Here is a 21,200-nt window from a genome sequence, read left to right as displayed (position 1 = left end):
ATGACACCTGACAAGGAGCGAGAGAACATGAGCCACACCATCGAGGCGCCCGGCGCCGTCATCGCCTACGACGTGCGCGAGGTCCAGGGCAGCAGCAAGCCGACGCTGATGCTCATCGGCTCGCCCATGGACGCCACCGGTTTCACCACGCTGGCCACCTTCTTCACCGACCGCACCGTGGTCACCTACGACCCGCGCGGCGCCGGCCGCAGTCAGCGCGAGCCGGGTGCGGGCGAGTCCACGCCCGGCATCCACGCCGACGACCTGCGCCGCGTCATCGAGGCGGTCGGCGGGCCCGTCGAGGTGTTCGCCAGCAGCGGCGGCGCCGTGAACGCCCTGGCGCTGGTGGCCAGGCACCCGGAGCTGGTCTCGACGCTGGTGGCGCACGAGCCGCCGGCCGCGCCGGTGCTGCCCGACCGGGCCAACGCCGAGAGGCTCATCCAGCAGATGCGCGAGACCTACGAGAAGGAGGGCTTCGGCTCGGCGATGGCGCAGTTCATGGCGATCACCAGCCACGTGGGCGAGCTTCCCGAGGACATCGGGGAGCTGCCCGTGGGCGACCCGGCCGCCATGGGCATGCCGACCGAGGACGACGGCACCCGCGACGACGTGATGTTCGCGCAGAACCTCATCACGTGCACGCACTACGAGCACGACTTCGACGCCCTGCGCGCGGCCTCGACCCGCGTCGTCCCTGCGGTCAGCGTGGAGGGGGCGGGCACCATGGCCGCCCGCGGCGGCGAGGGCGTGGCCCAGCGGCTGGGCGTCGAGGCCGTGGTCTTCCCCAGCCACCACGGCGGCTTCATGGGCGGCGAGCTCGGCTACCCGGGCGAGCCGGAGGCCTTCGCCGCCAAGCTGCGCGAGGTCCTCGACGGGGCCTGAGCCGTCAGCCGCCCCGCGGCACCGCCTCGATCACCTGGGGGCCGTCCAGCAACACCCGGTCGTTGTGGCCGGCCCCCTCCACGGCGATCACCCTGGCTCCCGCCGCCCTGGCCACCTCCAGGCTCAGCTCGGGCGGGACGATCGTGTCGTGCGTGCCGTAGACGACCGTGACCGGCGCCCGGACCTCGCGCACCTGCTCCACCAGGGGGAAGCGGTCGCGCAGGAGCAGGCGCACCGGCAGGAACGGGTAGTTGTGCCGCCCGGCGTCTGCCAGCGAGGTGAACGGCGAGCGCAGCACGAGCGCCTCGGGCGGATGGGTGAGGGCCAGCGCGGTGACCACGGCCGCGCCCAGGCTCTCGCCGAAGTACACGACGCGGCCCTTGACGAATTCGCGCGCGGCCCTGGCGTCCATCAGCAGCCCCTCCTCGGTGGGGGAGCCGGGGTTGCCGCCGTAACCGCGGTAGTCCATCAGCAGCACCGAGAAACCCCGCGCGGCCAGCGCCTCGGCCAGCGGCAGGCGGTGGCTCCTGTTGCCCGCGTTGCCGCCCGCGACCAGCACCGTCACCTCGCCTCCCGGCCAGTGCCAGGCCTTCAGTTCCAGCCCGTCGGCGGTGGTCAGCGTGACGTCGCGGGCGGCCGGAACCGGCCGGTCGTCCGGCAGGTAGATGAGGCTGCGCTGAAACGCCCAGAGCAGGGCGAACAGCACGACGACCACGGTGAGGATCACAAGAGCGGCCCGAAGCACGTATAAGAGGTTATGAGCCACTGGGCATGGGGTCCCGAGCCGGACCACCACGAATTGGAGCAGACCGCCCGGCTGATCTCTGAGGTGATCGGCCTGGGAGACCCGTCGGCGTGGCGGCCGCCAGTACCTTTCGAGCGGGTGAGGATGGCGCCGCCCAGGCTGCCCGTGCCCGAATTGTTGTCCGGCTTCGCCACCGCGGAGCCGTACGAAAGAGCACGTCACACCTACGGCAAGGCCTTCCGCGACCTGACCCGCGCCTACCGGGGCGACTTCGCCAACGCCCCCGACCTGGTGGCCAGGCCGCGCACCGAGGACGAGATCGAGCGGGTCCTGGAGTGGGCGGCCACGACCGGCGTCGCGGTCATCCCGTACGGCGGAGGCACGAGCGTGGTCGGCGGCGTCGAGGCGCGCTTCGACGGTCCCGCGCTCAGCCTCGACCTGGGACGCATGGACCGGGTCCTGGAGGTCGACCCGCTGTCCAGGGCGGCGCTGATCCAGGCGGGCGCCACGGGACCGGTGATCAACTCCCAGCTGCCCGACGGGCTGCAGCTGCGCTTCTACCCGCAGTCGTACGAGTTCTCGACGCTCGGCGGGTGGATCGCCACCCGGGCGGGCGGCCACTACGCGACGGGCAACACCCACATCGACGACCTGATCGAGTCGGTGCGCGCGCTGACGCCCGCCGGGGCGTGGGAGTCGCGGCGGCTGCCGGGCAGCGGGGCGGGCCCCTCGCCCGACCGGTGGCTGCTGGGCTCGGAGGGCGCGCTCGGCGTGATCACCCAGGCGTGGGTGCGCCTGCAGTTGCGTCCCACGGCCAAGGTGTCGGTGCCGGTGTTGTTCGACGAGTGGGTCGCGGGCGTCGCGGCGGTGCACGACCTGGCCCAGTCGGGGCTCAACCCGTCGAACTGCCGCCTGCTCGACGCCCGCGAGGCGGCTCTGGCGGCGGGCGGCGACGGCCGTCACTGCGTGCTCATCCTGGGCTTCGAGTCCGGGCCCGTCGACTCGTTGATGGAGGCGGCGCTGCGCATCGTGCGCTCCCACCGGGGCGAGCCCCAGCAGATCAGGCAGGACCGGGAGTGGAAGGGCTCCTTCACCCGCATGCCGTACCTCAGGAACGCCTATCCGGGCCTCGACGTGCTCGTCGAGACGGTCGAGACGGCGGTGACCTGGGACCGGTTCGCCAAGCTGCACGACGAGGTGATGGGGCTGGGGGAGATCACCTGCCGGCTGGCGTTCGTCTACCCCGACGGGCCCGCGCCGTACTACACGATCACCGCCTCGGGCGACGACTGGGACTCGATCAAGAGCAGAGTCTCCGAGACGATCATGCTGCACGGCGGCACCATCACCCACCACCACGCGGTCGGGCGCGACCATCGGCCCTGGTACGACCGCCAGCGGCCCGAGCCGTTCGCGCTGGCGCTGCGCGCGGCCAAGACGGCGCTGGACCCGAACGGGATTCTCAATCCGGGCGTCCTCGTCTAGCGTCGTCGCCGTGTGGGATCACGAACTGGCCGAGCTGGAGCGCCGCAAGGAACTGGCCGCCCGCATGGGCGGCCCCGAGCGGGTCGCGCGCCAGCACGCCACCGGCCGCCTGACCGTGCGCGAGCGCTTCGACGCGCTCGCCGACTCCTGGACCGAGGTCGGCGCGCTGACCGGCCAGGCCGTCTACGACGAGGCGGGGGAGCTGAAGGACTTCACCCCGTCGAACACGATCGTCGGCAGGGCGGTCGTCGCCGGGCGCAAGGCGGTGCTGGTCGGCGACGACTTCACCGTGCGCGGCGGCGCCGCCGACGCGGCCATCCACGAGAAGCAGGTGCTGGCCGAGCGCATGGCGGGGGAGATGCGCCAGCCGCTCGTCCGGCTCGTCGACGGCACCGGCGGCGGCGGGAGCGTCAAGCAGCTGGAGGACTTCGGTCGCACCTACGTGCCCCACAATCCCGGCTGGGACCAGGTCGTGGCCAATCTCGGCCGGGTCCCGGTCGTGGCGCTGGCGCTGGGTCCCGTCGCCGGGCTCGGCGCGGCCCGGCTGGTCACCTCCCACGTCTCGATCATGGTCCGCGAGTTGTCGCAGGTGTTCGTCGCCGGGCCGGCCGTGGTCGAGGCGGGCATGGGCGAGAGCGTCGGCAAGGAGGAGCTCGGCGGCTGGCGCGCGGTCTCGGCGGCGGGAACGGTCGACCTGGTGGCCTCCTCCGAGCAGGAGGCCTTCGAGCTGACCAGGTCCGTGCTGTCCTACCTGCCGCAGAACGCCTGGACCAGGCCGCCCGTCAGGGCGGGCAGGCAGGCGCTCGACCAGTCGGTGCTGCGGGACATCGTGCCGCGCGACCGCCGCAGGCCCTACGACATGCGCGTGATCATGCGGACGGTCTTCGACGACGTCCTGGAACTCGGCGCCCGCTTCGCCCCGTCGACCATCACCGCGCTGGCCCGCCTCGACGGGCACCCGGTCGCCGTGCTCGCCGGCGATCCGAACATCTACGGCGGCGGCATGACCGCCGACGGCGCCGACAAGACCGCCCGCTTCATCGACCTGGCGCAGACCTTCAGCCTGCCCGTCGTGCACCTGGTGGACCAGCCGGGCTTCGTGATCGGCAGCGCCGCCGAACGCGCGGGCACCATCCGGCACGGCGCCCGCGCCCTGGCCGCCGTCTACCAGTCGACGGTGCCGTGGGCCTCGGTGCTGGTCAGACGCGTGTTCGGCGTCGCGGGCGCCGCCCACAGGCCGCACTCCAGGTACGGCCTGCGCATCGCCTGGCCGTCGGGCGACTGGGGCTCGCTGCCCATCGAGGGCGGCCTGGAGGTGGCCTTCAAGCGCATGCTCGCCGAGGCGGGAGCGGAGGCGGCCGCGCTGAAGACCGAGATCGCCGCCCGGCTGGAGGCGGTGCGCTCGCCCTTCCGCACCGCCGAGGCCTTCCTGGTCGAGGACATCGTCGACCCGGTCATGACCAGGCCGCTCCTGGCCGACTGGGTGCGCGACGCCTACGAGGTGCTCGAACCCGGGCCCAGGCCCCTCACCAGGCCCTAGGTCAGCGCGAAGGCGCGGCGGTAGGCCGACGGCGAGGTGCGCATGGTGCGGGAGAAGTGGTGGCGGAAGGTCACCGGGCTCTCGAAGCCGACCGCCGCGCCGATCTCCTCCACCGGCGCGTCGCTCGACTCCAGCAGCGGCAGCGTGGCCGCCACCCGCTGGGAGATGACCCAGCGCAGCGGCGAGGTCCCCGTCTGCTGCTTGAAGCGGCGGATGAAGGTGCGCTCCGACATGCACGCGATAGCGGCCATCCGGGCGACGGTGATCGGCCGGGCGAGGTGGTCGAGCGCCCAGGCCATCGCGTGGGCGACGCCGTCGTGCTCGTTGACGGGCGTGACCGCGGCCTGGATGAACTGGGCCTGGCCGCCCTCGCGGTGCGGCGGCACGACCAGGCGGCGCGCGACGTCGTTGGCGACCGTGGCGCCGTGGTCCTTGCGGACCAGGTGGATGAGCAGGTCGATCCCGGCGGCGCTGCCCGCGCTGGTGAGCACGTCGCCGTGGTCCACGTACAACACGTCGGGGTTGACGCGGACGGCGGGGAAACGTCGCTGCAGCAGGTCGGCGTAGCGCCAGTGGGTGGTCACCTCGCGGCCGTCGAGCAGTCCCGCCGCGGCCAGAGCGAAGGCGCCCGAGCAGATGGAGACCAGCCGGGAGCCGCGCTCGTGCGCCCGCCGGAGCGCGGCGACCAGCTCCCCGGAGACCGGGCCGCGCACGTCCGAGACGCCGGGCACGATCACCGTGTCGGACGAGGACAGCACGTCGAGCCCGTGCGCGGCCTGCAGGGTGAACCCGCCGACCGCGCGGAGCGGCTCGGGGCTCTCCGCGCACACCTTCAGGTCGTACCAGGGCACCCGGAGCTCGGGCCTGGGCAGTCCGAAGACCTCCACCACGCAGCCGAGCTCGAACGGGGCCATGCCGTCGAAGGCCAGGACGGCGACGGTCGGCAGCCTGGTCGGAAGGGGAACGAGCATGTCGTCATGGTATCCAGTCACACTTTTTCCGCCGGATCCGTCATAGGGGTATGACCAAGAATCTTTTCCCCGGCGACGACGGCTTCGAGGCCGCGTCCCGGCCCTGGAACCTGACCGTGCAGCAGCCCGTGACCTCGGTGGCGGAGGTGACCGAGGCCGCCGAGGTGGCCGAGCTCGTACGGCACGCGCGCCGTACCGGTGCGGCCATCGCCACCCAGCCCAACGGCCACGGGGCCTCCGGCAGCGCGGGCGGCGCCATCCTGCTGCGCACGGGAGGGCTCGACACCGTCGAGGTCGACCCAGAGCGCCGCGTCGCCCGCGTGGGCGCCGGCGCGAAGTGGGGCCAGGTGCAGGCCGAGGCGGCCCGCCACGGCCTGACCGGCCTGCCGGGCAGCGCGCCTGGCGTCGGCGTGACCGGATACCTGCTGGGCGGCGGGCTGAGCTGGTTCAGCAGGAAGTTCGGCTTCGCCGCCGGCAGCGTGCTGGCCTTCGAGGTGGTCGACGCCGACGGCGAGCAGCGCCGCGTCAGCGCCGACTCCGACCCCGAGCTGTTCTGGGCGCTGCGCGGCGGCGGCGGCGACTTCGCGATCGTGACCGCGCTGGAGATCGGGCTGCAGGCGATCGACGCGGTGTACGGCGGGCGCGTGATGTGGCCGGGGCAGCGGGCCGCCGAGGTGCTGGAGCTGTTCCGCGCGCTCACCTCCGACGCGCCCGAGGAGCTCACCGTGTGGTTCAACCACGTGCAGCCGCCGGGCGCGCCCGCCATGGCCGGGCTTGACCTGGCCTTCTACGGTCCGGAGTCCGAGGCCAAGGAGGTGCTCGCCAGGATCGACGAGCTCGGCGGCGCGATGCTCGACACCCGCGGCACGCTCGCGCTGTCGGAGCTGGGCACGATCACGAATGACCCGGTCGACCCGAGCCCCGGCCTGGGGCGCGGCGAGCTGATCCCGGTGCTCGACGAGCGCGTGGTGGAGCTGGTCCTGGGCGATCTCGCCCCGCTCATCGGCTTCCAGCTTCGTCACCTCGGCGGGGCGCTGGCGCGTCCGTCGGACCTGCCGTCGGGGTCGCTCGCCGAGCCGTACCTGCTCTACGCCTTCGGGGCGGGGATCGGGCCCGAGCTCACCGAGGCGGTCAGGAGCAGGCTGGCTGGCCTGACCGGGCAGCTCGGCGACTCGGTCAGCGGGCGCAGGCCGTACACGTTCCTGGCGCCCGGCGACGACGCCGCCCAGGCCTTCACCGGGGCGGACCTGGAGCGGCTGCGCGAGCTGAAGCGGGCGCGCGACCCGCAGGGCGTCTTCCGCTCCAACTACCCGGTGCTCGGCTAGGGCTTGTGCACGGTCACCGGCTCCAGGTGCTCCGGCGCCTTGCCGGGGTACAGGCCGGTGACCATGGTGCTGACGGTGTACAGGTGCCAGGCCTGCGCGGGCCTGGCGACCACCGGTTCCGCGAACAGGGCACGCACCTCGTCGGGGTCGACGATCGGCTCCAGGGCCTCCAGCGTGCCCAGCACCTGCTCGCGCAGGATCGCCGACAACCGAGGTCCTGGGCTGGTCCGCCACGACCAGCCCCCGCCCGTCCTGACGGTGGGCATCGGCTCCGGCGGTACGTGCTGCCACGGCCAGCGTTTGCTCAGCCCGGCGGCGAAGCGCCACGCCTTGCCCTCGATGGGCACGTCACGCAGTTGCGGGGCGAACTTCAGGATGAGGCGGTAGATGACCTCTTCCGACAGGCGCCAGTCCTGGTCGAGCCCGAGGGCGACGCGCGCGACCCGGTTGTCGAGGAAGGGGCGGACCGGGTCGCCCCGGCGCAGCGAGCCCGCGCGGGCGCTGGCCTGCCAGCGGCCGACCTTGTACCAGATGTAGAGGTGGTCGAGCGTCTCCAGTTTGTTCGTGCGCCGCTCCCACGGCCTGGCCAGCTCCTTGGCGTGCTCGTTGGCCGCGGCGCTGAAGAGCTTGCCGTCCTTGCAGAACGTGGTGGTGATGCGCCGCAGCAGCGCCTTGTCGCTCAGGTCGGTCTGCAGGAGGTTGAGCGAGCCCGCCCTGAGCGTCTCGCCGCTCTGTCCCGACATGGTCGGCTTGTTGCTGTAGGGCAGGTAACTCACGATCGACTCGTAGGCCGAGGTCATGCCCTCGCAGGTGCGCAGCGTCTCGTAGGCGCGCATCAGCGGGTGCTCGACGTGGACGGCGTCCTTGGCCTCGGTCTGCGGCGGCGCGATGACCGTGTGCTCGACCTTGAGCTTGGCGGCGATCCGCCGCGCCAGGATGACGTCGGGGTGGCTGTCGAGCCCGTTGGTGGTCACCCGGAACGGCACCCTGGCGGCGTGCAGGAGCGCGGCCAGGATCCGGGTGTCGCGCCCGCCGGTGAGCGCCAGGTTGACCGGCTCGGCCGTGTTCCTGAGCGGCTCGACGGTCGCCACGAGCGCGTCGGCCAGCTCGGCGATCGCCGCCTTCTTGTTCGCGGGCGGCGCCGCCTCGGGCAGCGGGGTCTCGGTGATCGTGCGGCGGCCGTCGCGCACGGTGATGCGCGAGCTGGGCCGCAGCGCCGTGACGCCCTCGTAGGGGGTCTCGTCCGACAGGAAGAAGCCCTGCCGGGCCATCGACTGCAGGGCGAGCAGGTCGTAGCCGATCCGCTCCCGGGCCATCAGGTGCACCAGCAGCGCGCGGCTGCCGACGATGTGCAGCTCGTCGGTCTCGGTGTGGAAGACCGGGCAGACCCGGTTGATGGCGGTGGCCGCGGTCAGCTCGCCGTCGCGGGCGACCCAGGCCGACAGGCATCCGGCCACGTCGTCGTCGGGCAGCCGGACGACGTCCTTCGGGTCGGCCAGGTGGCCGTTGACGCCGACGACCCGGTCGGGCAGGCGGTGGAGCAGGTCAGGCTCGCGGGCGCCGGCGGGCTCGTTGGTCCAGCCCAGCAGGGAGACGCCGGTCCCGTGCCACTCGTCGCGCCTGATCACCTCGGCGGGCACGGGGAAGGCCTCTTCGATGATCGAGCGGGCTCGGTCGAGCGAGCGGGCCGCGATCACGCCGTGCTTTGCGGCTAGGCCCAAATAGACGCGCATGCCGATAGCAATATCGGATTGTGGTGGTTCATCACAAGTCGTCTGGCTTTTGTGCACTTTTGGATAACGGGCCCGGCCAATCGCCGCAAGCCGTCCGTCAGAGCAGGTATGAAAAGTCGCCGGGTAGTCGCCGTTGTCGGATTAGTCGCACTCCTTGGCCTGACTGCTGCCTGCGGAGGCGGCAGCAACGGGCCCGTTGGCAGCCAGTCGGACTCCGCCGCACGCGCGCCGCAGCAGGAGCAGGAGGCCCAGGCCAGGCCCACCGCGGCCGCGGCGCCCGAGGAGAAGGGCCAGGAGCAGGACACCGAGGTCTCCCAGATCTCCACCTTCGCCCTCGACGTGGACACCGCCTCCTACGACCACGCCCGCCGCACCCTCGCCGAAGGGCGGTGGCCCACCCCCGACCGGATCCGGCCGGAGGAGTTCGTCAACGCCTTCCGCCAGGACTACGCGGAACCCAGCGACAACGGCTTCACCGTGCACGTGGACGGCGCCAGGGTCCCGGGACGCACGAACGAGGGCCTGGTCAGGGTGGGCCTGCAGACCCGGCGTTCCGACGCGGCGGCCAGGCGGCCCGCCAACCTGACCTTCGTCGTCGACGTCTCCGGCTCGATGGCCGAGCCCGGCCGGCTGGACCTGGTGCAGTCGGCGCTGCGCACCCTGCTGGGCCAGCTCAGCCCGGGTGACCAGGTGGCCATCGTCTCCTTCAGCACCGAGGCGCAGGTCGTGTCCGACATGACGCCGCTGGTCTCGCGCGACGCGTTGCTCGCGGCGGTCGACGCGCTGCAGATCTCCGGCGGCACGAACGTGGCCGCGGGGCTGACCGAGGGCTACGAGATCGCCGCGCGAGGCTTCCGCCCGGCGGCCACCAACCGGGTCATCCTCCTGTCCGACGGCCTGGCCAACGCCGGTGACACCACCTGGCAGGGCATCCTCGACCGGGTCTCCGAGCACGCCGGGCGGCAGATCACGCTGCTCACCGTGGGCGTGGGCAGGGAGTACGGCGACGAGCTGATGGAGCAGCTGGCCGACAACGGCGACGGCCACGCCATCTACGTCAGCACGATCGAGGAGGCCGAGCAGGCCTTCGTCAAGAACCTGCCCGCCACCATCGAGCTGCGCGCCCGCGACGCCAAGGCCCAGGTCGTCTTCAACCCGTCGGTCGTGGAGTCCTACCAGCTGATCGGCTACGAGAACCGGCAGCTGGCCACCGAGGAGTTCCGCGACGACTCCAAGGACGGCGGCGAGGTCGGTCCCGGCCACGCGGTGACCGCGCTGTACGCGGTCAGGCTACGGCCGGGCGCCTCCGGGCAGCTCGCCGCGGCCACCGTGCGCTGGCAGGACCCCGACACCCGCACGCCCGCCGAGTCGAGCAAGGCGCTGGAGGCCGGCGACCTGCACGAGTCGTTGTGGACCAAGGCCCCGCTGCGGCTGCAGGTGGACGCGGTCGTGGCCGCCTTCGCCCTCTACATGCGCGACAGGCAGGCCTTCGGCATGGACCTGGCATCGTTGTCGGAGCAGGCGGCCAGGCTGGCGGCCGAGGCCGAGGACCCGAAGCTCGCCGAACTGGCCCAGCTGGTGGAGCGGGCCAGGACCATCGGTTAGTGCCGTCCGAAGATCGGCACGTCGGAGCCGTAGTAGAAGTCGTAGATCGCCTGGGCGAACTCGTCCTTCGACAGCCTGCCGTCGCGGTTGGTGTCGAGGCGCTCGAAGGCTTCCCTGGCCGACCAGCCCGCCACGTCGTAGGCGCCCCAGAGGCGGAGGTACTCGCCTCTGGTCAGCTGCTCGTCGCCGTCGGTGTCGAGGGCGTCCCACAGGGCGTCGCCGATCGGCCAGACGATGTGGGCGGTGAAGGCGACCCGGTCGAGATCGGGGGAGGTCGCGTACCTGACGTAGGCCTCCCTGCTGATCTTGCCGTCCTCGTCGGTGCCGATGAGATCGACGGCGTTGCGCCAGGCGTAGTCGTAGGCGGTGATCACCGCCTCGCGCCGGGCCTCGCCGAGGCCGAGCCGGGCGCAGACGGATTCGGCCACCACGATCATGTCGCGCTGATCGAGGAAACCGTCGCCGTCCATGTCGCTGGTGTCGAATGCGTGGCCGGCGTTTTCGCGCTGCACATTCATGTTCGTGCCACCCCTGGATAATCGTCCTTATCCGCGACAACGCCTGTCAATCGGGTTGTGAGAATTCCCTGATTCGAACTCGGGATATTTCCGGAGAAAAGCCACTCGCCCATGGGGAGGAGTTTCGGATAGCAGAACAGCGAGGTCCTGGTCCCGAGGATCTCGGGCGTGTTCACCATGAACGGCAGCTCTGCCAGCAGGAACGGCAGCGCGCTTCCGGCGTGCTCCGCGGTGCCCAGAACCTCCGCCAGAGCGGTGTGGCAATGCTCGCGGAATTCGCCGTCGCTCTCGTAAAGCAGCCCGATCTCCTGCCGCGTCTTCTCGTAGGCGACCTCGCCGTACAGATCGGTCCAGCTGAAAACGCCCACGCCCGTCGCGCCCGCCGCCTCCAGCGCCCTGCTCACCCGGTTACGGGTGTTGTTGATCTCCTCCCGCGCCTTCTTGCGCGCCCTCGGCCGCTCGTAGCCCTTGGCCATCAGGGTGCCCGCGAGCTCCATCCCCGGCACCAGCACGTCCACCCGGGCGAACTGGGCCGTCGCCCACCCGAGCAGCGTCGTCAGGGTCGGGACGGTGAAATATCCGTTCAGTGCGCTGACCCCGAGCAGGATGTGCTCCCTGGTGGCGAAGATCTTCGCGCAGCGCGCGGTCAGGGGGTGGGCCTCCACCATCGTCGTCGTCATGTAACGGAAGGTAGCAAGTCTGTCGCTCTGGGTTGACGTGTCTGGGCACCTCCGAAAGTCCGATATGCTTTCCAAGCAACAACAGCGGGGCTATGGCGCAGTTGGTAGCGCGCTTCCATGGCATGGAAGAGGTCTGGGGTTCGAATCCCCATAGCTCCACTCCGGTGAAAAGGGCCGCCCGTCAGGGCGGCCCTTTTCGTCTATCTCAGAGCCGTGTCCAGCGTGTTGGTGAGGATGCCCGGGTCTCCCGACATCTCCCAGATCATCGCGCCGAGCAGGTTCTTGCTCTTGAGCCAGGCCACCTTCTTCTGGATGGACCAGGCGTCGTCGAAGGTCCACCACTGCCCGCCGTTGCCGGTGTAGCAGGAGGTCGCGACCGCCTGCTCGTCATGGCGGACCGTGCAGCCCGGCACCGAGGCCACGAGGTTGGAGTAGCCGCGGGTGCCGGCCTCCTCCTGGAACTGGCCGGGCGCCGCGCCCGTGGCCGACTGCCACTCGCCGGCCTTGCCGCCGTCGCTGACGCCCTGCCAGCCACGCCCGTAGTAGGCCAGGCCGATGGTCAGCTTGCGCGGATGCACCCCGGCGGCGAGATAGACGTTGATCGCGTTCTCGACGCTGAAGTGGAAGGTGTACGGGTCGTCGGTGTCGGCGTACAGGTTGCCCTGGTGCCCGGTGCGGTTGGGCTCCCAGGAGTTGTCGCTGCCCGCGCCGTGGAAGTCGTAGCCCTGGACGTTGAAGATGTCCATGTGCTTGGCGACCTCGGCCAGCTCCCAGCCCGCCTCGATCTTGGCCGGGTCGGCGGGGGTGAAGGCGGTCAGCTGGTAGCGCTTGCCGGTGGTGACCGACAGCGCGTCGAGCTGGCGGCGGAACTCCGCGATCAGCAGCGTGTTGTTGACCTTGTCGGCCGGGCTGACGTGGTTGCCCGGGTGCCCCTCGGCGCCCGGCCACTCCCAGTCGAGGTCGATGCCGTCGAAGATGCCCGCCCCGGTGCCGGGTCCGCCCGCGGCGTTGTACACCGGCAGGTTGCCCTTGATGTAGATGTCGATGCAGGAGGAGACGAACTTCTTGCGCGCGGCGTCGGTGGCGGCCACGTCGGAGAAGTACTTGGAGTAGGTCCACCCGCCGAGCGAGATGAGCACCTTGAGGTGCGGGTGCTTGGCCTTCAGCTTCTTGAGCTGGTTGAAGTTGCCGCGCAGCTTCTCCCATCCGGTGTCGGCCACCCCGTCGACCGACTGGGCGGCGCTGAAGGGCCTGCCATAGTCGGCCTCGGCGTCACCGGCGCCGTCGCCCTGGTTGGGGTCCTGCGGGTTCTGCGTCGTGCCCTTGGTCACGCCCTGCAGGCAGGTCAGGTTGACCGGGTCGACGTTGCCGAAGGCGTAGTTGATGTGGGTCAGCTTCGCAGCGGCCCCGCTGGTGTCGAGGTTGCGCACGAAGTACTGGCGGCCGTAGATGCCCCACTGCACGAAGTAGCCGACCCGCGCGTAGCCGTCGACGATGTCGGCCGTGGTCACCGACACCGGCGCGGTGGCCGCGGACATGTTGTCGTACAGGTCGCGTGCCCTGACGGTGAAGCTGTAGGCCGTCGAGGGCGACAGGCCGCTGATCGTGGCGGTCGGGCCCGCGACCGAGGCGACGACGTTCGTGCCCTGGTAGACGTCGTAGCCCGCGACGCCGCTGTTGTCGGTGGAGGCGTTCCAGGCCAGCGTCACGGTCGAGGAGGTGGCGGCGGTGCTGCGCAGGTTGCCCGGCACGCTCGGCGCCTGCGTGTCGTCCGACGGGTTGTTGGTCCGTACGGCCAGCGTGTTGCTCGCCCCCGAGAGGGTGCCCTTGCGGTCCTTGGCCTTGACGGTGAAGGAGTAGTTCGTGTTGGGCGTCAGCCCGGTCACGGTGGCGGTCGTCCCGGTGACGGTGGTGGCCAGGGCCGAGCCGTTGTAGACCTCGTAGCCGACGATCGGCAGGCTGCCGGCGGCCGAGGCGTCCCAGGCCAGCGAGACGGTCTTGGTCGTCTTGACCGGCGAGCGCAGGTTGCCGGGCGCGCCGGGTGGGGCGTCGGGGGAGCCGTCACAGTTGACGTCGTTGACGCGGCAGCCGGTGGGCTCGGCGCCTGCCGTACTGACGCGGAACGACGGGCTGTAGGGCTCGGTCGTGCGGCCCGCCGCGACGGTGGTGTTGTAGTGGGCGGGGGTCAGGGTGACCGTGCGGCCCGTCTGGGTCAGGGAGGCGTGCTCGGCGTTGCTCGCGGTGACGCCCGCGGGCAGGTCGAACACGATGGACCAGCCGTTGAGCGCGGTGGTGGTGTTGTTCTTGACGACGAACTTGGCGGCGTTGCCGGCCACGGAGTACTCCGCGGCCACTGGCGCGGGCGGCGGCGGGTCCTCGCCGCTGCCGTCGCAGTTGGCGCCGTTGATGGTGCACGCGGTCGGCTGGACGGCGGAGCTCAGGTTGACCGTGGGGCTGAAGGGCTCGGTCGTACGGCCCGCCTGGAGGGTGTCGATGTAGTACGCGGGTGTGAGTTTCACCCGTGTCCCGTTCTGCACGATGGTGGCGTGCACGGGACTGCTCGCGGTCACCCCGCTGGGCAGGTCGAAGACGATCGACCATCCGGAGACCGCGGTGGTGCCCGGATTCGTCACGACGAACTTGCCCGTGGAGCCCGACAGGCTGAAGACGGCTGTCAGCCGGGCGGCTGCCTGGGCGGGAGGTGAGAGGAGGAGGACGAGGAGGACGGCAGCGAGTAAAGCGGCTGTTCGGCGCACCGTGGAAGCCTTTCTTTTAAGAAAGTTTCCTAAATATTTGTCTGGATCGTAGGCTCGCTCGCCGTGGCCGACAAGGCCCAATTAGACGGATCCGCGGAAGGTCTGCCGGTAGGCCAGCGGCGAAACGCCGACGGCGGCGTTCAGGTGCTGGCGCAGCGAGACGGCGGTGCCGAAGCCCGCCCGCCTGGCGACCTGGTCGACCGGCAGGTCGGAGCTCTCCAGAAGGTGACGCGCGTGCTCGACCCGCTGCTGGATCAGCCACTGCGCGGGGCTCAGCGCGGTCTCCTGGCGGAAGCGGCGGGTGAAGGTGCGCACGCTCATCCGCGAATGCCTGGCCAGCGCCGCCAGGTCGAGCGGCTCGTCGAGGTGCTCCAGCATCCAGGCGCGGGTCGCGGCGGTGCTGGGGCCGGTCGCGGGCGGCAGCGGGCGCTCGATGAACTGCGCCTGGCCGCCCTCGCGCCACGGCGCCATCACGCAGCGCCGCGCGGTGCGGTTGGCCACCTCGACGCCGTGGTCACGGCGCACGACGTGCAGGCACAGGTCGAGCCCGGCCGCCACCCCAGCCGAGGTCAGGACGTCGCCGTCGTCGACGAACAGCACGTCGGGGTCGAGCCGCACCCGCGGGAACAGGGCCCTGAACCGGTCGGCGTCACGCCAGTGGGTCGTCGCCGGGCGGCCGTCGAGCAGCCCCGCGGCGGCCAGGACGTAGGCCCCGGTGCAGATCGACATGATCCGCCGGTGCCCCTGCAGCGCCTCGCGCAACTCCGCCGGGATGACGCCGCGCTCCAGCACGGTGCCGCTGTGCACCCCCGGCACCAGGACCGTGTCGGCCGTGGCCAGCACCTCCAGGCCGTGGTCGGGCAGGATGCTGTAGCCGCCGCCCGTGCGCACGGGCGCGCCGCCGATCGAGCAGGTGACCACCTCGTAGAGGTGCTCGCCCGCGGCGTCTCGCGCGGCCCAGAAGATCTGGCCGGGAGTGCCGAGGTCGAGCGTGGCCACGTCGTCGAGCGCGACGACGGCGATGCGGTGCGCCATGGCCCGATTCTTACACATGTTGGCTTTCTGGCCACTCGTGAGTTCCGGCCGTGCGGCCCCAGGATGTGGGCATGCGCATCCATCGAGCGTGGTTCGTGGCCGCCGTCGCCTTCGTGGCGATCCTCGGCGCCGCGGGTTTCCGTGCCACCCCCGGCGTGATGATCAACCCGTTGCAGGCCGAGTTCGGCTGGTCCAAGGGGACGATCTCGCTCGCGGTCTCGATCAACCTGGTCCTCTACGGGCTGACCGCGCCCTTCGCCGCCGCGCTCATGGACCGCTTCGGCATGCGCCGCGTCGTCAGCCTCGCGCTGCTGCTGGTCGCGCTGGGCAGCGGGCTCACCGTGTGGATGACCGCCTCGTGGCAGCTGCTGCTGTTCTGGGGCGTGTTCGTGGGGCTGGGCACCGGGTCGATGGCGCTGGTGTTCGTGGCCACCGTGACCGACCGCTGGTTCGTACGGCACCGCGGGCTCGTCACCGGCGTGCTGACCGCCGGCGGAGCGACCGGGCAGCTCATCTTCCTGCCGGTCCTCGCCCACCTGGCCGACGGGCCCGGCTGGCGGGTCGCCTCGATCGCGGTCGCCGGGGCGGCGCTGGCCGTCGTGCCGCTGGTGTGGCTGCTGCTGCGCGACCGGCCGGAGGACGTCGGGACGACAGCCCTGGGCGGCGCTCCCGCGACGCCCGCACCAGCGCCCACCGTGAACGCCGCGGTCCGCGCCCTGTCGGTGCTGGCCAAGGCGGCCAGGACCCGGCCCTTCTGGTACCTCGTCGGCGGCTTCGCGATCTGCGGCATGAGCACCAACGGGCTCGTCGGCACCCACTTCATCCCCGCCGCCCACGACCACGGCATGACCCAGCCGGTCGCCGCCGGACTGCTCGCCCTCATCGGCGTCTTCGACATCGCCGGGACCATCGCCTCCGGCTGGCTGAGCGACCGCGTCGATCCCCGCATCCTGCTCGGCGTCTACTACGGCCTGCGCGGGCTCAGCCTGATGATCCTGCCCTCGCTCTTCTCCGGGACCGCCGAGCCGAGCATGCTGGTCTTCATCATCTTCTACGGCCTGGACTGGGTGGCCACCGTGCCGCCGACGGTCGCGTTGTGCCGCAGGATCTACGGCGCCGACGGCGCGGTCGTCTTCGGCTGGGTCTTCGGCTCCCACCAGGTCGGCGCCGCCATCGCCGCCGTCGGCGCCGGGCTGACCCGCGACCACCTGGGCGCCTACGATGTGGCCTGGTTCGTCGCGGGCGGCCTGTGCCTGCTGGCGGCGGGAATGTCCCTGGCCATCAAGACCGTTGGAAAGCGGCGTGATGATGGTTCTGCCCCTGGTCGTCCGGATCGAGCGAGCGAGTCCGCCGCAGCGCACTGACGCGCTGGAGGCGGCGGCGATGGCCGTGCTCGGGCTGCTGGCCGATCCCGGCGATTGGGCGGGAGAGATCGACGCCTGGGAGTCGACCGGCAGGATCCGCAAGGTGGTGCGCAGGGCACGCGGTGCCGAGTGGGAACGGGCGATCGCCCTGCCCGGCCGTACCGTCGTGCACCGCAGCGCCCAGGTGCGGGTGCATCCGCCGGTGCCGCTCGACGACTGGCCGCGCGACCTGGCCAGGCTCCAGGTGTCGGGCACCCGGCTCGACGACACCGCCGAATACGGCGAGCCTGACGGCGTGCCGGTGTTGTGGGAGAACCCCGCGCTGGAGATGTCGGCTGGCAAGGCCATGGCACAGGCGGGACACAGCGCCCAGCTGGCGTGGTGGGCCACCTCGGAGCGCGACCGGGAGGCGTGGCTGGCCGGCGGGCTGGCCGTGGCCGTACGGACCTCTCCTGATTTCGGCAAGCTCGCCGACTCCGGGCTGCCGGTCGTGCGCGACGCCGGGTTCACCGAGATCGCTCCCGGATCGGCCACCTTCGTGGCGGACGCGCCGTGGCTCAGATCGTGAGGATGTCGGCGTAGACGCCGTGTTCCGTCATCCTGGCCGGTGACGGGCTGTCGTAGACGACCATGACGCGGCCGTCGGGCAGCAGCGTCAGCCCCTCCGGGTGATCACAGCCCACGCCGTGGGGGAGCTCGGCGAGAACCTGCAGGTCGTCGGCGAGACCCTGCTGGGTGAGCGGGTTCCAGCGCACGAGCCTGACCGGGCCGTCGAGATCCATGCTGGGGCCGGTGAGCAGCAGCAGGTCGTCGCCGAACGGGCACATGTCGCGTATCCCCAGGCCGCCCAGGTCCAGGAAGTGTTTGCGGTAGGGGCGGCGCAGGCGCATGCGGGGGCCGTCGACCTCCGGATGGATCTCCAGCACCACCGCCCAGCCGCGCAGCACGGGGCCGCGCAGGCCCAGGTGCACGCCGTGGCGGGTGACGGCGATGCCCTCGATGTCGAGGCCGTTGTCCTTGCCCGGCAGGGCCAGGAAGGGCGCCAAATGGGGGTCGTCGCGCAGGTGGTAGGCCAGGTTCTCGGCGCGGCCCGACATGATCGAGCCCTTGGCGGGGGAGTTCGTCGCCGCGTCGAGCGGGAGCCGTACGAGGATGAACCGGTTCTCCTCGCGCAGGACGGTCGCGAGCCTTCGCAGGCCCTTGTCCTGGTTCCTGGTGGTCTTGACCCTGCGGCGCTTGAGGCTGTGCGAGCCGATCGCCCACAGATGACCGTCGTGCCGGGCCAGGCCCTCGATGTCCGCCTCGTCGTCGGGGCCCGCCGGCAGGTCGACGAAATCGGCCAGCCGGAAACCGCGCTGAGCGCCGAAATGATCCCCCGTCCAGGTCAGATGCTCGATGGTGGCGGTCTCGTCACCCGCCACCCACAGGCCCGTCTCGTCGCGCCGGATCGCCGACAGATTCGTGTGCGTGCGGCTGTCGCGAGAAGCCTGATCGAAGCGGAGTTCCACCTGGGTCACCTCGTCATGATGACACTTCGGATACGAGCTGGGCGGCTTGCGGTGATATGCCGTACGCTCCCGATCGTGCTTGATGGGGAAGGTGGGACCGTGCGTTCCTCTGTCGTTGCGCCGCGCCGTCCCTCCCCTCCCAAGCGGTCGCTCATCGGAGACCTGCCGATGAGGCTGATCTACCGGGTGCTCGCGGTGGCCGTGGTGCTGGCCGCCGTGGTGTTCTGGTTGCTCCCGTCCGGTCCGGACGAGGACGAGGCTGCGCCGGTCGCCGCGCCATCGGCGATGCCCACCTCGTCCGCGACCGCGGCGGGGGGCGCGGTGGCCGTACCCGCGACCTCGCCGCCGCCGTCTTCGCCTTCGCCGCGTCCGACCCCGTCGCCCGGCTCCTCGCTCGCCCCCGGATACACGGCGATGGAGGCCTTCTACGCCGACAGCCGAATCGCCAAGCTCCCGTCGCGGCTGCCGATGAAGGCCGTGCGCCCGTACAAGGCCACGCTCAAGGACCGCGAGTCGGGCCTGGTCGTGCCCACCCTGACCAAGCCGTGGAAGAAGTACGGCTCCGGCCCCTACACCTCCAGGCAGGTCATCCGCGGCACCACCGCGGCCATGCTCGTCACCGCTCCCGTGCCGATCCAGGTGCAGAAGGAGATGCGCGACACCGCCCTGCTCGCCGCCCGATGGACGCTCAGCCGCCACCCCCGCGGCGCGGCCATCACGCGGTGGATCGCCTCCAAGCCGATGCCCAAGGGCTGGATGCTCGTCTACCAGGTGAAGTACGGCAAGCGCACGGCCCTCGACGCCGTCGTCGTCATGGACGGGGGCTCCTACAAGCCCGGCCTGGCCTTCGTCACCGTGCCTGACGCGCGCAAGGGGCAATGGGGACAGGTCGCCCGCATAGCCGCGGGGGTGCGTGGACTAGGCTAGATCTTGATCTAGGGGGTGATCGCCGTGGAACGTTCGGGACAGCCGGCGCAGGATGGGGACAAGGACAAGCCGAAGCCGCCATGGCGCGCCGAAGGCCTGCCGGGCACGCCCGGCGGGCGCCCGAAGATCAACTGGTGGCGTTTCGCGCTCACCCTGCTGGTCGTCTACGCGGCGTTCTTCCTGATCTCATCCTTCTTCGACGGCGACCCGCCCGAGACGATCTCGTACTCCCAGTTCATCAGCCAGGTCAACGCCAAGAACGTCAAGGACATCTCGGCGCAGGGCTACTCCGTGACCGGCGTGCTCAAGACCGCAGCGCAGGACCCCGACAGCGAGAACAAGTCCTACACGAACTTCGTCACCGAGATCCCGGTCTTCGTCGACGACACCCAGCTCATGCAGCAGCTGACCAACTCCGGCGTGGAGATCACCTCCGAGCCGCTCAGCACCAACCGCGGCGTCTTCTGGAACCTGATCCTCTCGCTGCTGCCGCTGCTGCTCCTGGTCGGCCTCTGGGTCTGGATCATGCGGCGCGGCGCGTCGATGATGGGCGGCGGGGGCGGACTGGGCGGCCTGGGCAAGTCGAAGTCGTCCAAACCGGTCGAGGCCGCCAAGGTGCGCGTCAACTTCGAGGACGTCGCCGGCATCGACGAGGTCGAGAACGAGCTCGTCGAGATCGTCGACTACCTGAAGGACCCGGGCAAGTACCGCCGTCTCGGGGCCAAGCTGCCCAAGGGCGTGCTGCTCGCCGGTCCTCCCGGCACCGGCAAGACCCTGCTCGCCCGCGCCGTCGCCGGTGAGGCCAACGTGCCGTTCTTCTCGGCCAGCGCCTCCGAGTTCATCGAGATGATCGTCGGCGTCGGCGCCTCCCGCGTGCGTGACCTGTTCGAGGAGGCGCGCAAGGTCGCCCCGTCGATCATCTTCATCGACGAGATCGACGCCATCGGCCGCGCCCGCGGCGGCAACTCCGGCCTCGGCGGCCACGACGAGCGCGAGCAGACGCTCAACCAGATCCTCACCGAGATGGACGGCTTCTCCGGCGGCGAGGGCGTCATCGTCATCGGCGCCACCAACCGCCCCGAGGTGCTCGACCCGGCCCTGCTGCGTCCCGGCCGCTTCGACCGCACCGTCATGGTCGCCCCGCCCGACGCCAAGGGCCGCATGGCCATCCTCGAGGTGCACACTCGCGGAGTCCCGCTCGACGGCGACGTCTCGCTGGACCAGCTGGCCAAGACCTCGCCCGGCATGACCGGCGCCGACCTGGCCAACCTCGTCAACGAGGCCGCCCTCCTGGCCGCCAAGCGCGGCAAGGAGAAGGTCTCCATGGCCGACTTCGCCGACGCCCTGGAGAAGCTCCAGCTCGGTACGGCACGCAGCATCGTGATGCCGGAGGAGGAGCGCACCAGGACCGCCTACCACGAGGCCGGCCACGCGCTGCTCGGCATGCTCCAGCCCGGAGCCGACCCGGTGCGCAAGATCTCGATCATCCCGCGCGGGCGGGCGCTGGGCGTCACCCTGTCCACGCCCGACACCGACAGGTACGCCTACGACTACAACTACCTGCTCGGGCGCATCATCGGCGCGCTGGGCGGCATGGCGGCCGAGAAGGTCATCTACGACGTCATCACCACCGGCGCCGAGAACGACCTGGAGCAGGTCACCATGATCGCCCGCGGGATGGTCGGGCGCTGGGGCATGTCGGAGAAGATCGGGCCGCTGACGATCCTCCCGTCGGAGGGCGCCCCGCAGGCCGCTCCAGCCACCCTGGCGGCGGTCGACGACGAGGTCCGCCGGATCGTGGACGAGTGCTACGAGCAGGCCATCCGGCTGCTGGTGGACAACCGCGAGAAGCTCGAGGCCATCGTGGTGGCGCTGCTGGAGCACGAGACGCTCGACGAGGCGGCGGCCTACCGGGCCGCGGGGCTGGAGCGTGCTTCCTAGCCGGGGTTCTGCAATTCTCACAGCCGTGTGTGCAGGATTGTTGCAGCTTTTGCTCACGCCGTTGACACCTTTTGACGGACCGCTTTAGGGTCGATTAAAGGTTGCGGAAAGCGCTTTCCACCCTTGTCGCCGAGCGAGAGCTGCCTGGCCCGCAGCGCCTCCGGCGAGCCCTGATGTCGCCGCCC

Annotated in this window: 17 protein-coding genes and 1 tRNA gene; 10 read left to right on the top strand and 8 right to left on the bottom strand. The window is 71.1% G+C overall.

Annotation, left to right across the window (positions count from 1 at the left end; translation table 11 throughout):
- Nucleotides 1-27 precede the first annotated feature (27 nt).
- Nucleotides 28-882: an alpha/beta fold hydrolase gene (locus ACIBH1_RS33880; RefSeq protein WP_397318066.1), complete on the top strand. Its 855-nt coding sequence runs from the start codon at nt 28-30 to the stop codon at nt 880-882.
- 4 nt (nt 883-886) lie between these two features.
- Here ACIBH1_RS33880 and ACIBH1_RS33875 read toward each other — a convergent pair whose 3' ends face one another.
- Complete coding sequence (locus ACIBH1_RS33875) at nt 887-1,627, bottom strand: alpha/beta hydrolase (protein WP_397318065.1); 741 nt, start codon at nt 1,625-1,627, stop codon at nt 887-889.
- Between the two features lie 12 nt (nt 1,628-1,639).
- On the opposite strand from ACIBH1_RS33875, the gene ACIBH1_RS33870 reads away from it, so the two are divergent.
- Nucleotides 1,640-3,112, top strand: coding sequence for an FAD-binding oxidoreductase (locus ACIBH1_RS33870; protein WP_397318064.1), 1,473 nt, complete (start codon nt 1,640-1,642; stop codon nt 3,110-3,112).
- 10 nt (nt 3,113-3,122) lie between these two features.
- A complete protein-coding gene (locus ACIBH1_RS33865) occupies nt 3,123-4,652 on the top strand; it encodes an acyl-CoA carboxylase subunit beta (RefSeq protein ID WP_397318063.1) in 1,530 nt (509 codons plus the stop codon).
- Here ACIBH1_RS33865 and ftrA read toward each other — a convergent pair.
- The gene (gene ftrA, locus ACIBH1_RS33860) at nt 4,649-5,623 is read right to left on the bottom strand and encodes a transcriptional regulator FtrA (RefSeq protein WP_397318062.1); all 975 of its coding nucleotides are present in this window, start codon (nt 5,621-5,623) and stop codon (nt 4,649-4,651) included. The two genes, ACIBH1_RS33865 and ftrA, sit on opposite strands and share 4 nt — an antisense overlap.
- 50 nt (nt 5,624-5,673) lie before the next feature.
- On the opposite strand from ftrA, the gene ACIBH1_RS33855 reads away from it, so the two are divergent.
- The gene (locus tag ACIBH1_RS33855) at nt 5,674-6,948 is read left to right on the top strand and encodes an FAD-binding oxidoreductase (RefSeq protein WP_397318061.1); all 1,275 of its coding nucleotides are present in this window, start codon (nt 5,674-5,676) and stop codon (nt 6,946-6,948) included.
- Here the strand turns inward: ACIBH1_RS33855 and ACIBH1_RS33850 are convergent.
- Nucleotides 6,945-8,681 (bottom strand): asparagine synthase-related protein, encoded by a 1,737-nt coding sequence (locus ACIBH1_RS33850; RefSeq protein ID WP_397318060.1) that lies wholly within the window; start codon nt 8,679-8,681, stop codon nt 6,945-6,947. The two genes, ACIBH1_RS33855 and ACIBH1_RS33850, sit on opposite strands and share 4 nt — an antisense overlap.
- 108 nt (nt 8,682-8,789) lie before the next feature.
- Here ACIBH1_RS33850 and ACIBH1_RS33845 point away from each other — a divergent pair, with 108 nt between their 5' ends.
- Nucleotides 8,790-10,286 (top strand): von Willebrand factor type A domain-containing protein, encoded by a 1,497-nt coding sequence (locus tag ACIBH1_RS33845; protein ID WP_397318059.1) that lies wholly within the window; start codon nt 8,790-8,792, stop codon nt 10,284-10,286.
- On the opposite strand, the gene ACIBH1_RS33840 is transcribed toward ACIBH1_RS33845, so the two are convergent.
- Both ACIBH1_RS33840 and ACIBH1_RS33835 read right to left on the bottom strand, forming a co-directional pair.
- Nucleotides 10,283-10,804: an EF-hand domain-containing protein gene (locus ACIBH1_RS33840; RefSeq protein WP_397318058.1), complete on the bottom strand. Its 522-nt coding sequence runs from the start codon at nt 10,802-10,804 to the stop codon at nt 10,283-10,285. The two genes, ACIBH1_RS33845 and ACIBH1_RS33840, sit on opposite strands and share 4 nt — an antisense overlap.
- Entirely contained in the window at nt 10,801-11,484 is a 684-nt protein-coding gene (locus ACIBH1_RS33835) for a tRNA-dependent cyclodipeptide synthase (protein WP_397318057.1), read from the bottom strand. The genes ACIBH1_RS33840 and ACIBH1_RS33835 overlap by 4 nt, the downstream gene beginning before the upstream one ends.
- Nucleotides 11,485-11,570: 86 nt before the next feature.
- On the opposite strand from ACIBH1_RS33835, the gene ACIBH1_RS33830 reads away from it, so the two are divergent.
- Nucleotides 11,571-11,643, top strand: a tRNA-Ala gene (locus tag ACIBH1_RS33830).
- Between the two features lie 41 nt (nt 11,644-11,684).
- On the opposite strand, the gene ACIBH1_RS33825 is transcribed toward ACIBH1_RS33830, so the two are convergent.
- Nucleotides 11,685-14,240: a glycosyl hydrolase family 18 protein gene (locus tag ACIBH1_RS33825; protein WP_397318056.1), complete on the bottom strand. Its 2,556-nt coding sequence runs from the start codon at nt 14,238-14,240 to the stop codon at nt 11,685-11,687.
- 81 nt (nt 14,241-14,321) lie between these two features.
- Complete coding sequence (locus ACIBH1_RS33820; RefSeq protein ID WP_397318055.1) at nt 14,322-15,275, bottom strand: GlxA family transcriptional regulator; 954 nt, start codon at nt 15,273-15,275, stop codon at nt 14,322-14,324.
- A 71-nt stretch (nt 15,276-15,346) separates the two neighbouring features.
- Here ACIBH1_RS33820 and ACIBH1_RS33815 point away from each other — a divergent pair, with 71 nt between their 5' ends.
- Together ACIBH1_RS33815 and ACIBH1_RS33810 are read left to right on the top strand one after the other, a co-directional pair.
- Nucleotides 15,347-16,639 carry an MFS transporter gene (locus ACIBH1_RS33815; RefSeq protein ID WP_397318054.1) on the top strand — a complete coding sequence of 431 codons (1,293 nt, stop codon included), beginning with the start codon at nt 15,347-15,349 and terminating at the stop codon, nt 16,637-16,639.
- On the top strand, nt 16,581-17,207 hold the full coding sequence (locus tag ACIBH1_RS33810) for a peptidyl-tRNA hydrolase (protein WP_397318132.1): 627 nt from the start codon (nt 16,581-16,583) through the stop codon (nt 17,205-17,207). The genes ACIBH1_RS33815 and ACIBH1_RS33810 overlap by 59 nt, the downstream gene beginning before the upstream one ends.
- Here ACIBH1_RS33810 and ACIBH1_RS33805 read toward each other — a convergent pair.
- Entirely contained in the window at nt 17,197-18,156 is a 960-nt protein-coding gene (locus ACIBH1_RS33805) for a DUF3616 domain-containing protein (protein WP_397318053.1), read from the bottom strand. The genes ACIBH1_RS33810 and ACIBH1_RS33805 overlap by 11 nt on opposite strands.
- Before the next feature lie 90 nt (nt 18,157-18,246).
- Between ACIBH1_RS33805 and ACIBH1_RS33800 the strand changes: the two genes are divergently transcribed.
- Nucleotides 18,247-19,074, top strand: coding sequence for a hypothetical protein (locus ACIBH1_RS33800; protein WP_397318052.1), 828 nt, complete (start codon nt 18,247-18,249; stop codon nt 19,072-19,074).
- A gap of 24 nt (nt 19,075-19,098) precedes the next feature.
- Nucleotides 19,099-21,015, top strand: coding sequence for an ATP-dependent zinc metalloprotease FtsH (gene ftsH / locus ACIBH1_RS33795; RefSeq protein ID WP_397318051.1), 1,917 nt, complete (start codon nt 19,099-19,101; stop codon nt 21,013-21,015).
- The last annotated feature ends 185 nt before the right edge of the window (nt 21,016-21,200 follow it).

The organism is Nonomuraea sp. NPDC050663, assembly GCF_044456985.1.
Lineage (GTDB): Bacteria > Actinomycetota > Actinomycetes > Streptosporangiales > Streptosporangiaceae > Nonomuraea.
The sequence above is the reverse complement of the archived record's forward strand: the minus strand, read 5'-3'. Positions and strand labels throughout refer to the sequence as shown.

Bases quoted from the DNA above. Each gene is read 5' to 3' on its own strand.
- ACIBH1_RS33835 (WP_397318057.1), bottom strand. From the start codon at position 11,484: ATGACGACGACGATGGTGGAGGCCCACCCCCTGACCGCGCGCTGCGCG.
- ACIBH1_RS33820 (WP_397318055.1), bottom strand. From the start codon at position 15,275: ATGGCGCACCGCATCGCCGTCGTCGCGCTCGACGACGTGGCCACGCTC.
- ACIBH1_RS33870 (WP_397318064.1), top strand. From the start codon at position 1,640: ATGAGCCACTGGGCATGGGGTCCCGAGCCGGACCACCACGAATTGGAG.
- ACIBH1_RS33850 (WP_397318060.1), bottom strand. From the start codon at position 8,681: ATGCGCGTCTATTTGGGCCTAGCCGCAAAGCACGGCGTGATCGCGGCC.
- ftrA (WP_397318062.1), bottom strand. From the start codon at position 5,623: ATGCTCGTTCCCCTTCCGACCAGGCTGCCGACCGTCGCCGTCCTGGCC.
- ACIBH1_RS33840 (WP_397318058.1), bottom strand. From the start codon at position 10,804: ATGAATGTGCAGCGCGAAAACGCCGGCCACGCATTCGACACCAGCGAC.
- ACIBH1_RS33815 (WP_397318054.1), top strand. From the start codon at position 15,347: ATGCGCATCCATCGAGCGTGGTTCGTGGCCGCCGTCGCCTTCGTGGCG.
- ACIBH1_RS33855 (WP_397318061.1), top strand. From the start codon at position 5,674: ATGACCAAGAATCTTTTCCCCGGCGACGACGGCTTCGAGGCCGCGTCC.
- ACIBH1_RS33845 (WP_397318059.1), top strand. From the start codon at position 8,790: ATGAAAAGTCGCCGGGTAGTCGCCGTTGTCGGATTAGTCGCACTCCTT.
- ACIBH1_RS33810 (WP_397318132.1), top strand. From the start codon at position 16,581: ATGATGGTTCTGCCCCTGGTCGTCCGGATCGAGCGAGCGAGTCCGCCG.
- ACIBH1_RS33880 (WP_397318066.1), top strand. From the start codon at position 28: ATGAGCCACACCATCGAGGCGCCCGGCGCCGTCATCGCCTACGACGTG.